This is a genomic window from Kocuria sp. CH-021 (genome assembly GCF_049716185.1).
In the GTDB taxonomy this organism is placed as follows: Bacteria; Actinomycetota; Actinomycetes; order Actinomycetales; family Micrococcaceae; genus Kocuria; species Kocuria cellulosilytica.
In genome coordinates this window covers 120789-135014 of record NZ_JBNAFK010000004.1, presented here as the reverse complement: position 1 = coordinate 135014, position 14226 = coordinate 120789, and the positions used below count along the sequence as shown (strand labels likewise).

Below are 14226 nucleotides of genomic sequence, written 5' to 3'. Positions count from 1 at the left end.
CGAGACTTCCTTCCCATCGATGCACGCGGGGCGGCGGCCGTGCGGCCGCCGCCCCGATCGTCGTCTCCGGTTCGGGTTCGACGTGTGCTGCTGTGCGGGGGGCCGCTCCTGCACGACCCGCCCTACGGTGGCTACAGTCTAGTGCGCCGCGGCCCCCTCGGCGGCACGCTCGACGGGCGCCCCCGCGCGGGCCTCCTGCTCCTGGACCGCGGGCTCGCCGCGGCGCAGCAGCGCGTAGAGGGGCGCGGCCACGAACAGGGTGGCCGCGGTGCCCACGATGATGCCGACGAACAGGGACAGCGACAGGTCCTTGAGGGTGCCCGCCCCCAGGACGAGCCAGCCGATGAACAGGATCGAGCCGACCGGCAGGATGCCCACCACGGAGGTGTTGATCGAGCGCACCAGCGTCTGGTTGACCGCGAGGTTCACCTGGTCGGAGAATCTCCGGCCGGCCCGCTCCGGCGGGGCCGTGCCGTCGAGCAGCCCCTCGGTGTTCTCCCGGACCTTGTCGAAGACCACCACGGAGTCGTAGAGCGAGTAGCTGAGCACCGTGAGGAAGCCGATCACCGCGGACGGGGTGACCTCGAAGCCCACGAGCGAGTAGATCCCGGCGGTGATCGCCACCGAGGCGAGCATGCCGGCGACCGCCGAGACGGACATCTTCCAGGTGCGGAAGTACAGGGCCATCAGGGCGGTGGCCAGGACCACGAAGACCACCAGGCCCTGCAGGGCCTGGGTGGTGACGCCGGCGCCCCAGGTGGGACCCACGAAGTTGGAGGTGACCTCCTGCTCGCTCACGCCGTAGGCGTCGACCAGGGCGTCCTTGACGGCCAGGGTCTGGTCGTCGTCGAGCTGCTCCGTGCGCACCCGGACGGTCTCCGGGGCGATGTTGGTGACCTCCACGCCGGCGGCGTCCGAGGACTCGGCGACGGCCTCCCGGCCGGCCTCGATGTCCGGGTCGGCCACGGAGGACACGGTGAACTCGGACCCGCCGGTGAAGTCGATGCCGAGGTTGAAGCCGCCCTTGGCCACGGGCACGAGCAGGGACAGCAGCACGAGGACGCCCACGACGGCGAGCCACTGCTTGGCCCGGCCCACGAAGGGGTAGGAGGTCCGTCCGCTGTGCAGGGCGTTGCCGAAATCTGCGAACTTGGACATCAGGCGTTCTCCTCGGGGGTGCGGGCGGCGGACGACGACGCGCCGACCGGCGCGCCGTCCGGTGCCGCCGCGGACGGGGGGTCCTCCGGCGCGGTCCGCGCCGCGCGCCGGCGCCGCTCGGCGATGGTCAGGCCGTCGTGCTCCGCCTGCGGCTCGCGCAGCCGGCCGGCGCCCCGGTACAGGGGCACCGCGTCGAGGGCCTCGGGGCTGAGCCCCGAGTGCTTCCCGCCGCCGCCGAAGTAGCGGGTGCGGGCGAGCATGACCATCACCGGGTGCGTGAAGAGGAAGACGACGAGCAGGTCGGCGATCGCGGTCAGGCCCAGGGTGAAGGCGAAGCCGCGCACGTTGCCCACGGCCACGAAGTACAGCACGGCCGCGGCCAGCAGGTTCACGGCCTTGGACGCGAGCACGGTCTGGCGGGCGCGCTGCCAGCCGTGGTCGACGGCCGCCGGGATGGAGCGGCCGCTGCGGATCTCGTCGCGGATGCGCTCGAAGTAGACGATGAACGAGTCCGCGGTCTGGCCGATCGCCACGATCAGGCCCGCCACGCCGGCCAGGGACAGGCGGTAGTTCGCGGACCAGCCCAGCAGGGTGATCGCCAGCCAGGTGAGCACGCCCGCGACCACGAGCGAGCTGATGGTCACGAGGCCCAGCAGCCGGTACTGGAAGAGCGAGTACACGCACACGAGCACCAGGCCGATGATCCCGGCGATGATGCCCATCCGCAGCTGATCGGCGCCCAGGGTCGCGGAGATCTGCTGCTCGGACTGGATGTCGAAGCTCATCGGCAGCGCGCCGTACTTGAGCTGCTCGGCCAGGAACTTCGCCTGCTCCTCGGTGAACTGACCCGTGATCTGGGCCTGTCCGTCGGAGATCACGGCGTTCATCGACGGGGCGGAGACCACCTGGCCGTCCAGCAGGATCGCGAACTGGCTGCGGGGGTCGCCGGAGGTGGCGGTGCCGATCCCGTAGAGCCGCTCGGAGAGCTGCCGGAAGGTGTCCGTGGCCTCCGGGCCGAACTGGAGGTTCACGGCGAACTGGTTCAGGGACACGCCCTGGGAGTTCTGGGCGGTGCCGTAGGAGGCGTCCTCGATGCCGGTGCCCTGGATCTCCACGGGCCCCAGGAGGTACTTGGTGCCGGTCTCGGGCTCGCACGCGACGATCGGCTCGCCGGACTCCTGGGCCTCCCGCTCCTCGGGTGACTGGGGCACGGTGCAGTCGGTCGCCTCGAACTCCCGGAACAGCTCCGGGGTGATCCAGTTCGGGTCGGAGGCGTCGGTCGGCTCGGCGGTGGGCTCGGGCAGCTCCTCGTCGGTGGCGCGCTGGTCCTCGGGGACCGGCTCCGCCGCGGCGGTGGTGAGCACGGGCCGGAAGTTCATCTGCGCCGAGGTCTGGATGAGCTCGCGGGTCTCGGCGGAGGGCACGCCCGGCATGGAGACCACGATGTTGTCGCCGGACTGGGTGGCGATCTCCGCCTCGGCCACTCCGGAGCCGTCGACGCGCTGGCGGATGATCTCCACGGCCTGGTCCAGCTGCTCCGGGGAGACCTCCTCGCCGGCGTCCTCCCCCTGCAGGGACGGGGAGAGGATCATCTGGGTGCCGCCCTCGAGGTCGAGGGCCAGCTTGGGCCCCCAGCCGGTGCGGTCGGTGCCCGCGCCCCAGGCCAGCAGCCCGCCCAGCAGGGCGAGCAGCACCAGCAGCCCGATCAGGGACCGCCGGGCGGTCGAGAGGGCGGCCCGCACCCCCGAGCGTGCCGGCGCGGTCGAGCCGCCCCGCCCGGGCGTGCCGTCCGGTGCGGCGGCCCCGGGGTCACCGGGGGTCTTGCGTGTGGTCAGTGCCATGGTCTTCCTTACGAACGACGGCCCGGTGCTGCCGGGCCTGTGCATGGGAACGGGCCGACCAGTGGTCGGCCCGTCGTCCCGTGTGGGGGGGTCAGTCGTTGCGCTGCCCGGGATCGCGCCGGGTGTCGTCGTCGAGGGGGTCCACCGGGGTCGACCCGGCGCCGGGGGCGTCGGGCTCGATCACCGACGGCTCCGCCTCGGTCCCGGGGGCCGGTGCGGGCGCCGTCTCGTCCTCGACGACCGTGGTGACGGTCTGCAGGTGCACGGTCACGGCGGTGCCCGGGGCGATCTCGAGGACGACCTTGTTGGTGTCCCGGTCGATCGAGCGCACCGTGCCGTAGAGGCCGTAGTTCGTCATGACCTCCGTGCCGGGGCCCATGGCCGCCTGCTTCTCCTTGACCTGTGCCATGGCCTTCTTCTGCCGCCGCATGGGCAGCCAGAGCAGGAGCACCATGGCCACCAGCATCAGCGGCAGCAGCCAGGCGGTGCCGCCCCCCGTGGACTGGGGGGCCTGGGCGGCGAGGGACTGGGTGGCGAGGAGCGGGATCACGGACTTCCGTTCGATCGGTGGTGGGTGTCCTCACCATGGTAGGCGATCCACCCTGTCGGCGTCCTGGACGGCGCCCGGTGGGCGGCCGCCGGTCCGCGCACGGATCCGGGGCGGCCCCCGGAGCTCGGTCCCGGTCATCGGCGCCCGGTGCTCAGTCCTCAGTGCTCAGTCCCCGGTGCTCGGCCCTCGGAACCCGGGCCTCAGTCCTCGAACAGGGGCGGGACGTCCTCGGCGGCCGGCGCCGGCGCGGTCCCGCCGAAGGCCGCCCGCAGCCCGGGGTCCTTGAACGCGGCGTGCTCGGGCGGGCGCAGTCCCAGGTGGTCCCAGGCCGCGGCCATCGCGATCCGGCCCCGGGGCGTCCGGCCGAGCAGGCCCTCGCGGACCAGGTAGGGCTCGGCCACGGTCTCGACCGTCTCGGTCTCCTCCCCCACGGCGATCGCCAGGGTGGACAGGCCCACCGGCCCGCCGCCGAACTTCGTCACGAGCGCCTCGAGCACCGAGCGGTCCAGGCGGTCGAGGCCGCGAGTGTCCACCTCGTACATGTCGAGGGCGGCGGACGAGGTGCGGGCGTCGATCCGCTCGATGCCGTGCACGAGCGCCCAGTCCCGCACCCGGCGCAGCAGCCGGTTGGCGATGCGCGGGGTGCCCCGGGACCGGGAGGCGACCTCGGCGAAGCCCTCGGCGGTCATCGCGAGGTCCATGAGCCCGGCGGAGCGGCGCAGCACGAGCTCGAGCTCCTCCACGGAGTAGAACTCGAGGTGGCCGGTGAAGCCGAAGCGGTCGCGCAGCGGGCCCGGCAGCAGGCCCGCGCGGGTGGTGGCGCCCACCAGGGTGAAGGGCGGCAGGTCCAGCGGGATGGACGTGGCGCCGGCGCCCTTGCCCACCACGATGTCCACCCGGAAGTCCTCCATGGCCATGTAGAGCATCTCCTCGGCGGGCCGGGACATGCGGTGGATCTCGTCGAGGAACAGCACCTCCCCCTCGGTCAGGGAGGAGAGGATGGCGGCGAGGTCGCCGGCGTGCTGGATGGCCGGCCCGGAGGAGATCCGCAGGGGGGCGCCCATCTCCTCGGCGATGATCATGGCCAGGGTCGTCTTGCCCAGCCCGGGCGGGCCGGAGAGCAGGACGTGGTCGGCGGAGCGGCCCCGCAGCCGGGAGGCCTCGAGCACCAGGGAGAGCTGCTGGCGCACCCGCTTCTGCCCCACGAACTCGTCGAGGTTCGCGGGCCGCAGGGCCGACTCGAGCTGCTTCTCGTCGGGCTCGTCGTCGGCCGAGACCAGCCGGTCCCGGGCGTTCACGGCGGCACCGTCCTCGCGGGCCACGCTCAGGCCCCCCGCTCGGCACCGGCCCGCGAGCCGGCCTTGGCGGCGCCGAGCCACCCGAGCACGGTGCGCAGGATCGTCGGGACGTCCCCGGAGGCGGCGAGCTCCTCCCGGTCGGCGAGGGCGTCGGCGACGCCGCGGGCGGCGTCCTTCTCGCTCCAGCCCAGGCCCACGAGCGCCTCGAGCACCTGCGCCCGCCACGGCTCCATCGGGGCGGCGGCGGGCTGGGCGGGACGGTCCGGGACGATGAGCTTGTCGGCGAGCTCCAGCACGATCCGGCGGGCGCCCTTGGGGCCGATGCCGGGGACGGTCGTGAACGCCTTGGCGTCGCCCTGCGCGATCGCGCGGTGCACGTCGTCCGGGCCCAGCACGGAGAGCACGGCCAGGGCGGTGCGGGGGCCCACACCGCTGACCCCGAGCATGATCTCGAAGACCTCGCGCTCGGCGGGGCTGCGGAAGCCGAAGAGCAGCGGGGACTCGTCCTTGCGCGCCACGTAGGCGGTGTCCAGGCGGACCTCGCGGCCGATCCGCAGCCCGGCCAGGGTCTCCGGCGTCGCCTGGACCTGGACGCCGAAGCCGGCCACGGCCACGACGGCGGTGGTGAGGCCGACGTGCTCGACCTGTCCCGTGATGGACGCGATCACCGGGCAACTCCTTCCCGTGCCCGGCGGGGGCCGAGCACGGTCGATCGAACAGGTCTACGAATGACGACCACTCTAGCAGTGGGCACCGACTCAGCCGCGCCGGCCCCGTCGGGCGCGGTGCTCGGCCTCGGCCCAGGCCCGCTGGGCGGGGGTCATGCCGGTGCGGGCGGCGGCCAGGGGGCGGGCGCCCTGGTGCGTCTCGGTCCCTGCCGTCGCGTCCACGCCCGTGCCGCCGCCGCGCCAGCCGTGGCAGATGGCGATGGCGAGGGCGTCGGCGGCGTCGGCGGGGCGGGGCGCCGCGTCGAGCCGGAGGATGCGCACCACCATGCGGGCCACGGACGCCTTGTCGGCCCGCCCCTCCCCCGTCACCGCGGCCTTGACCTCGGAGGGGGTGTGCCACGCGACCGGCACGCCGTGGCGGGCCGCCGAGGCGATGACGGCGCCCGAGGCGTGCGCCGTGCCGATGACGGTGTTCACGTTGGTCTGGGCGAACACGCGCTCCAGGGCGAGGGCGTCCGGACGGTACCGCTCGATCCACCGCTCGGTGGCCTCCCAGATCCGCAGCACGCGCACGTCGAGCGGGTCGGCGGCGTCCGTGCCGGCCACGCCGACGTCCACGAAGGACGCGGTGCGGTTGCCGGCCATGTCGATCAGACCGAACCCGCACCGCGTCAGTCCGGGGTCCACCCCGAGGATCCGCTGCGTGGCCGTGGTCAGTCCTCGGAGTCGAGCTGGGCCAGGACGTCGGCGGGGATGTCCGCGTTCGAGTAGACGCTCTGCACGTCGTCGAGCTCCTCGACGGCGTCGACCAGGCGCAGGAACTTCCGGGCGCCCTCCGCGTCGAGCTCCACGAGCATGCTCGGGCGGAACTGCGGGTCGTCGTTGTTGTACTCGAGCCCGGCCTCGTCGAGGGCGGTGCGGATCGCCGGCAGGTCGGTGGCCTCGGAGACGACCTCGAAGACGTCCTCCTGCTCCACGACCTCGTCGGCGCCCGCGTCCAGCACGGCCATCAGCACGTCGTCCTCGGTCAGCCCGTCGGTGCGGGTGACCTCCACGACGCCCTTGCGCTCGAAGAGGAACGCCACGGAGCCGGAGTCGGCCATGGTGCCGCCGTTGCGGGTCACGGCCACGCGCACCTCGGAGGCGGCACGGTTCTTGTTGTCGGTGAGGCACTCGATGTACAGCGCCGTGCCCTGGGGACCGCGGGCCTCGTAGAGGATCTCGGTGTAGTCGACGACCTCACCGGTCAGGCCCGCGCCGCGCTTGATCGCCCGGTCGATGTTCGCCACCGGCACCGAGTTCTTCTTCGCCTTGGACACGGCGAGGTCCAGCGCCGGGTTGCCGGCGGTGTCGGGCCCGCCCATGCGCGCAGCCACCTCGATGCCCTTGATGTACTTGGCGAAGGCCTTGGCGCGCTTGGCGTCGATCGCGGCCTTCTTGTGCTTGGTCGTGGCCCACTTGGAGTGTCCTGACATGCGTCCCTCCTCGGGAAGTCGTTCGTGCTCGGCCGGGACGCGCCGGTCGTCGTCCCGGCACGGCCCGCTCCGGCGGTGGCCGGAGCGGGCCGTGCCGGCCGCCGCCGGGGCGGGCCGGAGAAGTCCTGACCCATTCTACCGGGTGCGCCCACCCCGGACCGGGGGTCTAGCGGGGCCGGGCCTGCGCGACCTCGCGGGCCCGCTCGGCCAGGGTGTCGTCCAGCGGCGCGGCGTCGAAGGCCCCGAGCCGGCGTTCCACGGCGGCGCGGATGAGGTGGTCGGCCACGGCGGGGTTCTTGGGCAGCATCGACCCGTGCAGGTAGGAGCCCACCACGTGGTGCACGCGAGCGCCCTCGGTGCCGTCCTCGCCGTTGTTGCCGGCGCCCTTGAGCACCGTCCCGAGCGGCGCCTGGCCGGGGCCGAGGCGGGTGACCCCGGAGTGGTTCTCGTAGCCGACGACGGTCCCGAACTCCGGGGACTCCAGCACGATGTTGCCGATCAGGCGCGTGGGCCCGCCCACCGTGGTCAGGTCGAGGATGCCGATGCCGGGCAGCGTCTCGCCGGCGCCGGTGCGGAACTCGTGGCCGAAGAGCTGGTAGAGACCGCAGATCGCGAGCATCGGCACGCCGTCGGCGGCCATGGCCCGCAGCTCGGGGGCGATCCGCTGCAGGTCCTCCTGGACCCGGAACTGCCCGGAGTCCTGGCCGCCGCCCCCCACCAGGAGGTCGGCGTCGGGCGGGAACGGGTCCCCGGGGTTGTGGTCGCTCAGCCGTACGGCATAGCCGTACTTCTCCAGCCGGCGCTTGAGGGTGAGGGTGTTGCCCCAGTCCCCGTAGATGTTCATGTCCCGGGGGTAGAGCTGGACGAGGTGGACGGTGCGGTCGGTCACGGGGGCTCCGCTCAGATCTCGGCGACCTCGGCCACCCGGGAGAGCTCCCGGCGCAGCTCGAGCATGGACGTGTAGGTGCAGAAGACGCGCATGGGCCGCTCGCCGGCCCCGGCGACGAAGCGCCGCAGCGCGTCGCCGAGCCCCGGGACCACCTCGCGCACCGGGACCTCGTCGTAGTCCAGGCGCAGGGCCATGTCCCACGCGCGGGTGCCGGCCACCACGTCCACTCCGCCGGAGCGCAGGGAGTGGAAGTCGACGTCCCACAGCCAGGAGACGTCGCGGCCGTCGGCGTACTCGTCGTTGATGGCGATCATCGTGGCGTAGTCGCCCGGCCGGGCCGAGGCCAGTGAGAGCCGGAACCCGGCGGGGTTCTTCACGAGCAGCAGCTGCAGCGGGCGGCCGTCCACGGTGATGGTCTCCCCGCGGCCGAAGGCGGGGGTGACCCGGGAGAGCTCGTCCACCAGCGCGGCGCGGTCGGCGTCGGGCCCGGCCACCGCGAGGGCCAGGGCGAGGGCGGCCGCCGCGTTGTACATGTTGTAGACGCCGTAGAGCTCCACGGTGGTCTCGACGGGCTCTCCGCCCACCGTGAGCCGGACCCGGTTCGCCTCGAAGGACGTCAGCTCCACGTCGGCGGCGGGCCGGGGCGCCAAGTCGCCCTCGTGGTCGTCCTCGGCGTCGGGCCCGCCGGCCGAGCGCATGTCGTCGTCGGAGGGGAACATGGGCCGCAGCGGCGCGGACAGGCCGAACCAGCGGGTCTGCGTGCCCTCCGGGACGTGCTCCGCCAGGGAGACGATCCTGGGGTCCTCGCGGTTGAGCACCACGGTGCCCGTGGTGGCCGCAGCGATCTGGGCCAGCATCCGCCGGGTGGTGTCGATCTCGCCGAAGCGGTCGAGCTGGTCGCGCATGACGTTGAGCAGCAGCGCGTGGCGGGGCTTGACCTGCTTGACGAAGTGCACGGCGTGGGCCTCGTCGAGCTCGAGCACGGCGACGTCCGCGTCGAGGCGGCCGGTGAGGCTCATCTCTCCGAGCAGGGCCGCGGCCACGCCGCGCACGAAGTTGGACCCCGTGCGGTTGGTGAAGACCTTGAACCTCTGCGAGCGCAGCAGCTGGACGGCCATCTTGGTGGTGGTCGTCTTGCCGTTGGTGCCGCTGATGAGCACCACGCCGTGCGGGAGCTTCGCGAGCTCCTCGGCCACGAACCCGGGGTGCAGCCGCTCCATCACGAGGCCGGGGAAGGCGGAGCCTCCGCCGCGCAGTGTGGTCAGGTACCGGATGCCTTGGCCGAGCAGGCGCACGTGGGGTCTGGACATGCGCTCCATCCTATGGTCTGCGCCCCGGCGGCGGCGGGCACCCGGGTGCGTCCTGGGGAGCGCGGCCCCTGGTCCGTCCGGGGCCGCGCGGGGCGCGGAGGACGACGACGGAGGACACGACGCCGCCGCCGCGTGCCGCGCGAGGTGGGGCGCCGCACCCGTAGGGTCGGACCATGGACTCCGTCGGCCCCGCCACTGCTCCGTCCGTTCCGCCGCGAAGGCCGCCCCGGTGGTGGGTGGTCCTGGCGCTGCTGGGCGCGGTGCTGGTGCTGGGCGGGGCGATGCTGGTGCTGCTGCATCCGGCGGACGCGGCGTTCGGGTGGTTCGGGGACCTCCCTGCGAGCGGCGAGACGCTCCCGGCCATGACCGTGGTGACCCCGGAGGCCACGGCGGGGTGGTCCGGGGTGGCCGCGGGTCTCGTCCTGTGGGCCTTCTGCGCCGGCTGGCTGCTGGGCCGGCGGCGTGGCCCGGACGGGCCTGCTCGGCCGCAGAGGCGCTGAGGGGCACAGCCGCGGTGGTGGAGGAACACGGCGCTCCTGACGTGCTCGGTCGGCGGAGGGCTGCCGGGCCGGTCGGCCGGGCCCTTCACAGCGGTCGATCGAGCGGTGGCTCAAGCGGTGGATCGAGCGGTGCGTCGACGGCGTGGAGCTCGTTGGAGAGAGCCGTGCCCTCGACGCCGTCCAGCGGGGTGATGTCCACCACGATGCCCGTCCGCAGGTCGAGGTGCACGCGGTAGACCGTGGCGAGGTCGCCGCCGGTGAGGGTCGGGTCATCGGGGCCGTACTCGAGGATCCGGCTGGCCCGGCTCTCCAGCAGCGGGCAGCACCCGCACCGCGGCGTGTAGCCGTTCTCCCACTCCTCCCCGTCACCGATCAGCGGCCGGCAGGTGGCGGACCAGGTCGGACGTCCCCGCAGCGTCGTGGCCAGGACGTCGCTGACGTCCACGCCGCGGCTGAGCTCGGCCGGGTCGAGCATGGCCGTCCACCGGTAGTCCTGCCACAGGGGATCACCGTGGTCGTAGTGCCAGTCCTCCGGGCGCCGGGCGACCAGACCGTCGGGGCGCAGCACCGGCTCCGGCTCCCGAGTCGACGTCGGAGTCGGCGATGACGGCGGGCCGGCGCATGCCACGCCGTCGCCGTGGCAGGCCACCGCGCTCACGGCCTCGCCGTAGGGCGGGCCCTCGGCGACCTCGACCTCACCGGCAGAGCGGACGACGAGCCGGCCGAGGCGCCGGTCGAGCCAGGCCTCGGCCGGTTCGCCGCTCGCCGTGCTCCCGCGGTTCACCTGTTGCCGGTGGGTGAAGTGCAGGGTGCTGAAGCGCCACGGCGAGCTGCGCGCCAGCGCGCGGAAGTCCTCCGCCGTGGGCGTGTCGGGCAGGGAGGTGCCGGTCATGCGACCGAGTAGAGCACATCCCGCTATCGTCGGACCACGACCGGGCGCGACACTGTCGGCGCGGGCCGGGACGCGCCCGGCGCGGCCGGAGACCGCGGGACATGCCCCCAAGGAACCAGCAGCCTCCACGAACCAGCAACCCCCAGAACCAGCAATCCCCAGGACCAGCAGAGGAGCCGATGCCGGTGGACGTCCAGGTCGGTCCCGTGCCTCCGGAGAGGCCGCGCCCTGCCCCGCGCGCGCCGAACGGGACGTCCCCGACGGCTCCGGCGGGGCCGCGGCCCGCCGCCCGGGCCGACGCCCAGCAGCGGGAGGTCCGGGCCGCCCTGAGCCGGCGCACGGCTCCGCTGTGGCCGGCTCATGCGCCGGTGCGGCCGGCACCGGGAGCGACCCCTCAGGACCGGCGGCAGGTCCGCCGGCTGGCCGGACTGGAGATCCAGCACCACGCGCTGGTGCTGCGCCGGATCAGCACCGCCGGCGTCGTGGCCGTGGCCGAGCCCTGCTTCGATGCCGGGTGGACCGTGGCCGACGTCCTGCACGCCCTGGACTGGACTCCGCAGGGGGCCCGCTACGCCCACGACTCGGTGACCGGGATCGAGAATCCCGGCGCATGGTTCGCCGCCCGGCTGCGCACCTGGACCCACCAGGACGGCACCCCGATGCGCTCCGCCGACCAGCGTGCCGCCGCCGAGGCCGAGCAGCGGCGGGCCGAGGCCCTCGCCGCCGCCCGACGGCACGCCGACCGCCGGCCACGGCAGGAGGGTCCCGGGACGGACACCGCCGCGACGGACACCGGTGCGACAGACTCCGGGGCGACGGACGCGGCCGTGGATCCGCCGGGGACCGCGGCGCCGGACCCGCGGCCGTTCCGGGTGCGCTGGGCGGCCCAGATCGCCGCCGGCCGTGCCGAGCGCGAGCGCCAGGACGGCCGGGACCGCGATCCGGACCGCCCTCGGCGCGGCACCGCCTCCGCTGCTCCGGTGCCGCGCAGCACCGGGTCCGTGCGCGCAGCCGGTCCGCCCTCGTGATGGCGGACGAGAACACGCGTCGGCGCCGGTCCGGTTCCGTGCGCACGCTCGTGGGTCTGCTCCTCGTGCTGGGGGTGCTCGCGGGCGCCCTGGGGCTCCTGGGGCCCGGCCTGCTCGGCGGACTGAGCACGGGGGACAGCTGGCTGCCGTGGGGCCCGGAGTGCACGGTCGAGACCGCCGAGGGAGAGGTCGGGCTCGACCGGGAGCAGGCGAAGCGGGCCACCACGGCGGTGGCGCTCGCGGCCCGCGGGGCGGAGGCCCCCGACACCTCGGGCATCGACGAGGCGGTGCTGCAGCGGCTGGCCGACGGGCCGCCCGGGGACGCCGGTGCGAGCCTCTCCTGCCGGGGCTCGGCGGCCGGTGGTCTGCCGGAGCAGGAGCTGACCGGCACCGGCCTGACCCCGCGCGCCGAGCGGCTGCGCGCGGCGATGACCGAGGTGCTCGGTGCGCAGAGCCTCGGCGGGTTCGCACCCGGCGGAGTCGACCACGGTCACGGGGCGGAGTCGACGCACTACGACGGCCGGGCCGTCGACGTCTTCTTCCGCCCGGTGACCGAGGAGAACCGGCGGGCGGGCTGGCTGCTGGCCCACTGGCTGGTCGCGCACGCCGAGGACCTGGACGTCCAGTACGTCATCTTCGACGACCGGTTCTGGAGCGCCCACAGCTCCCGGGGGCAGTGGCGGGACTACGACGCGCCCGAGCCCGGCAACGAGATCCTCCGCCACCTGGACCACGTGCACGTGGACGTCCTGCGCGGAGGCGCCGGCTGAGCTGGTGCCGGGCATAGGCTGGCGTCATCATGCCGATCGTCGATGTCCGGAAGAAGCAGCCGCCCGCGGTGCCGCGAGGCCGCGGCGGGAGCACCCCCGCCGATTCCGCGTGCCCCGGCGGCGGGGCCCTCGTCACGGACCTCGGCCGGTGGTGAACGGCTCGGTCTGGCGGGCGCCGGGGATGCCGCTGCTGCTGACCATGACCGCTCTGGGCTTCTCGGGCTACGCCGCGCTGCTGGCGGTCGCACCGCTGTGGGCGGTGCGCGGCGGCGCCGACGCGGTCGGCGCCGGGTTGGTGAACGGCGTGCTCATGCTCTTCACCGTGCTCACGCAGCTGTTCGTCCCCCGGGCGCTGCGCCGCTTCGGCTGGGGACCGGTCCTCGTGACGGGCATGCTCCTGCTGGGCCTGCCCGCCCTGGCGCACGGCGCCAGCGCGGCGCTCGGCCCGACCCTGGCGCTGTCCGCGGTGCGCGGGCTCGGCTTCGGGGTCCTGACCGTGACCGGCAGCGCCCTCGTGGCCGAGCTGGTGGAGCCGCAGCGGCGCGGGAAGGCCATCGGCGCCTACGGCCTGGCGATCGCGGGACCGCAGGTGCTGTTCCTGTCGGCGGGACCCTGGATCGCCGAGCAGCTCGGCTTCTGGGTCGTGTTCGCCCTGGCGTCCCTGCCCGCGGCGGCCGTCGTCCCCGCCGTCGGCCTGGCCCGGATGCTGGACCACGTCCCCGAGGCGGTGGACGCCCGGGCCCCCTATCTGAGTCTCCTCCCTCCCATGGGACTGCTGCTCGGCGTCACCCTGGCCGGCGGGGCGCTGATCACCTTCATGGCCCAGATGAGCAGCAGTGCCGTGCTGACCACCCTGGCGCTGCTGCTGATGAATGTCGCGGCCGCGCTCGCGCGCTGGCGGATCGGCTCGTGGTCCGACCGGCACGGGCCGCAACGGTTCATCCCGCCGCTGGTGCTGCTGACCACGGCGGGCATGGCGGTGCTCGCCTGGGCGGTCCACGATCCCCGGGCGACCGTGGCGCCGGCGCTGCTCGTCGGCGCGGCGATGGTGGGCATCAGCTACGGCGGCCTGCAGAACCTCACCCTGGTCGTGACCTTCCAGGCCGTCAGCCGGCAGCACTACGGTCCTGCCAGCGCGGTGTGGAACATCGGCTTCGACGCCGGGACCGGCATCGGAGCGGTCGTGGTGGGGATGGTCGCCGCAGGGACCTCCTTCAGCACCGCGCTGCTGGTGGCCGGAGCGATCTCGCTGCTGACCCTGCCGCTCGCGCTGGCCCGGGCCGGGCGTCGTACTCGTGCCGGCAGAGCGCCGCGGGGAGCACCGTGACCACCTCCCCCCGCGATCACGACGACGGGCCACGCGCCGAGGCCGCCGCGGACGCGGAGTCCGAGGCGCCCGGTGACCCCACGATCGAGAAAAGGAGACGCGTCGTGGACGGAACGAGGCTTCAGCAGATCGCCGAGCAGGTCGCCGCCGGGTTGCCGGCCGTGTCCTGCACCTGGCCCTTCGGCCCCGAGCACGACGTGTTCAAGGTCGGGGGCAGGATCTTCCTGCTGACCACGGAAGCACCCGGGGAGCCGATCGTGACGCTCAAGTGCGAGCCCCCGCACGCGGCGGCACTGCGCCAGGAGTTCCCCACGATCACGCCCGGCCACCACATGAACAAGCAGCACTGGATCTCCCTCGCAGCCGGCCCCGGGATCACCCCGGAGCTCGTCGAGGAGCTGGTGCTGAACGCCTACGAGCTCGTCGTCGAAGGACTCCCCCGCAGCGAGCGCCCCGTGCTGCGCCACCACCGCACCGGTGGGCACCCCTGACCGGACGTCCTGCTGTCCGTGTCCGGGGG

At 74.1% G+C, this 14226-nt stretch carries 15 protein-coding genes; 5 read left to right on the top strand and 10 right to left on the bottom strand.

The genetic code is table 11. The features are described from left to right. Window positions 1-138: 138 nt before the first annotated feature. The 9 genes from secF to ACPYN7_RS04315 form a co-directional block, all read right to left on the bottom strand. Window positions 139-1158, bottom strand: a complete 1020-nt coding sequence (secF, locus tag ACPYN7_RS04355) for a protein translocase subunit SecF (protein ID WP_424346798.1) — start codon at window positions 1156-1158, stop codon at window positions 139-141. Further along, window positions 1158-2999, bottom strand: a complete 1842-nt coding sequence (gene secD, locus ACPYN7_RS04350) for a protein translocase subunit SecD (RefSeq protein ID WP_424346797.1) — start codon at window positions 2997-2999, stop codon at window positions 1158-1160. The genes secF and secD overlap by 1 nt, the downstream gene beginning before the upstream one ends. A gap of 91 nt (window positions 3000-3090) precedes the next feature. After that, window positions 3091-3549 (bottom strand): preprotein translocase subunit YajC, encoded by a 459-nt coding sequence (yajC, locus tag ACPYN7_RS04345; RefSeq protein ID WP_424346796.1) that lies wholly within the window; start codon window positions 3547-3549, stop codon window positions 3091-3093. Between the two features lie 200 nt (window positions 3550-3749). Continuing rightward, window positions 3750-4847 carry a Holliday junction branch migration DNA helicase RuvB gene (ruvB, locus tag ACPYN7_RS04340; RefSeq protein ID WP_231738247.1) on the bottom strand — a complete coding sequence of 366 codons (1098 nt, stop codon included), beginning with the start codon at window positions 4845-4847 and terminating at the stop codon, window positions 3750-3752. Between the two features lie 26 nt (window positions 4848-4873). After that, window positions 4874-5515, bottom strand: a complete 642-nt coding sequence (gene ruvA, locus ACPYN7_RS04335) for a Holliday junction branch migration protein RuvA (protein WP_058872691.1) — start codon at window positions 5513-5515, stop codon at window positions 4874-4876. Window positions 5516-5605: 90 nt separating this feature from the next. Further along, a complete protein-coding gene (ruvC, locus tag ACPYN7_RS04330; protein WP_368825239.1) occupies window positions 5606-6202 on the bottom strand; it encodes a crossover junction endodeoxyribonuclease RuvC in 597 nt (198 codons plus the stop codon). A gap of 26 nt (window positions 6203-6228) precedes the next feature. After that, window positions 6229-6990, bottom strand: a complete 762-nt coding sequence (locus ACPYN7_RS04325) for a YebC/PmpR family DNA-binding transcriptional regulator (protein WP_424346795.1) — start codon at window positions 6988-6990, stop codon at window positions 6229-6231. A gap of 166 nt (window positions 6991-7156) precedes the next feature. Next, window positions 7157-7879, bottom strand: a complete 723-nt coding sequence (locus ACPYN7_RS04320; RefSeq protein ID WP_197412616.1) for a type 1 glutamine amidotransferase — start codon at window positions 7877-7879, stop codon at window positions 7157-7159. Window positions 7880-7890: 11 nt separating this feature from the next. After that, window positions 7891-9198, bottom strand: a complete 1308-nt coding sequence (locus ACPYN7_RS04315; protein ID WP_424346794.1) for a MurT ligase domain-containing protein — start codon at window positions 9196-9198, stop codon at window positions 7891-7893. Window positions 9199-9362: 164 nt separating this feature from the next. Here ACPYN7_RS04315 and ACPYN7_RS04310 point away from each other — a divergent pair, with 164 nt between their 5' ends. Next, entirely contained in the window at window positions 9363-9689 is a 327-nt protein-coding gene (locus ACPYN7_RS04310) for a hypothetical protein (protein WP_424346793.1), read from the top strand. A gap of 85 nt (window positions 9690-9774) precedes the next feature. On the opposite strand, the gene ACPYN7_RS04305 is transcribed toward ACPYN7_RS04310, so the two are convergent. Next, window positions 9775-10581 carry a hypothetical protein gene (locus ACPYN7_RS04305; RefSeq protein ID WP_424346792.1) on the bottom strand — a complete coding sequence of 269 codons (807 nt, stop codon included), beginning with the start codon at window positions 10579-10581 and terminating at the stop codon, window positions 9775-9777. Between the two features lie 185 nt (window positions 10582-10766). On the opposite strand from ACPYN7_RS04305, the gene ACPYN7_RS04300 reads away from it, so the two are divergent. The 4 genes from ACPYN7_RS04300 to ACPYN7_RS04285 all read left to right on the top strand — a co-directional run bounded on the left by ACPYN7_RS04300 (window position 10767) and on the right by ACPYN7_RS04285 (window position 14197). After that, window positions 10767-11609, top strand: a complete 843-nt coding sequence (locus ACPYN7_RS04300; protein ID WP_424346791.1) for a hypothetical protein — start codon at window positions 10767-10769, stop codon at window positions 11607-11609. Beyond that, window positions 11609-12379 (top strand): hypothetical protein, encoded by a 771-nt coding sequence (locus tag ACPYN7_RS04295; RefSeq protein WP_424346790.1) that lies wholly within the window; start codon window positions 11609-11611, stop codon window positions 12377-12379. Before ACPYN7_RS04300 ends, ACPYN7_RS04295 begins: the two co-directional genes overlap by 1 nt. A gap of 148 nt (window positions 12380-12527) precedes the next feature. Beyond that, window positions 12528-13706, top strand: coding sequence for an MFS transporter (locus tag ACPYN7_RS04290; RefSeq protein ID WP_424346789.1), 1179 nt, complete (start codon window positions 12528-12530; stop codon window positions 13704-13706). Next, window positions 13703-14197, top strand: coding sequence for an MmcQ/YjbR family DNA-binding protein (locus ACPYN7_RS04285; RefSeq protein ID WP_424346788.1), 495 nt, complete (start codon window positions 13703-13705; stop codon window positions 14195-14197). Before ACPYN7_RS04290 ends, ACPYN7_RS04285 begins: the two co-directional genes overlap by 4 nt. Window positions 14198-14226 lie beyond the last annotated feature (29 nt).

What these genes read in the sequence shown, in the direction of transcription:
- secF (WP_424346798.1), bottom strand. Translation starts at nt 1,158, where the DNA reads ATGTCCAAGTTCGCAGATTTCGGCAACGCCCTGCACAGCGGACGGACC.
- ACPYN7_RS04325 (WP_424346795.1), bottom strand. Translation starts at nt 6,990, where the DNA reads ATGTCAGGACACTCCAAGTGGGCCACGACCAAGCACAAGAAGGCCGCG.
- secD (WP_424346797.1), bottom strand. Translation starts at nt 2,999, where the DNA reads ATGGCACTGACCACACGCAAGACCCCCGGTGACCCCGGGGCCGCCGCA.
- ACPYN7_RS04315 (WP_424346794.1), bottom strand. Translation starts at nt 9,198, where the DNA reads ATGGAGCGCATGTCCAGACCCCACGTGCGCCTGCTCGGCCAAGGCATC.
- ACPYN7_RS04310 (WP_424346793.1), top strand. Translation starts at nt 9,363, where the DNA reads ATGGACTCCGTCGGCCCCGCCACTGCTCCGTCCGTTCCGCCGCGAAGG.
- ACPYN7_RS04305 (WP_424346792.1), bottom strand. Translation starts at nt 10,581, where the DNA reads ATGACCGGCACCTCCCTGCCCGACACGCCCACGGCGGAGGACTTCCGC.
- ACPYN7_RS04295 (WP_424346790.1), top strand. Translation starts at nt 11,609, where the DNA reads ATGGCGGACGAGAACACGCGTCGGCGCCGGTCCGGTTCCGTGCGCACG.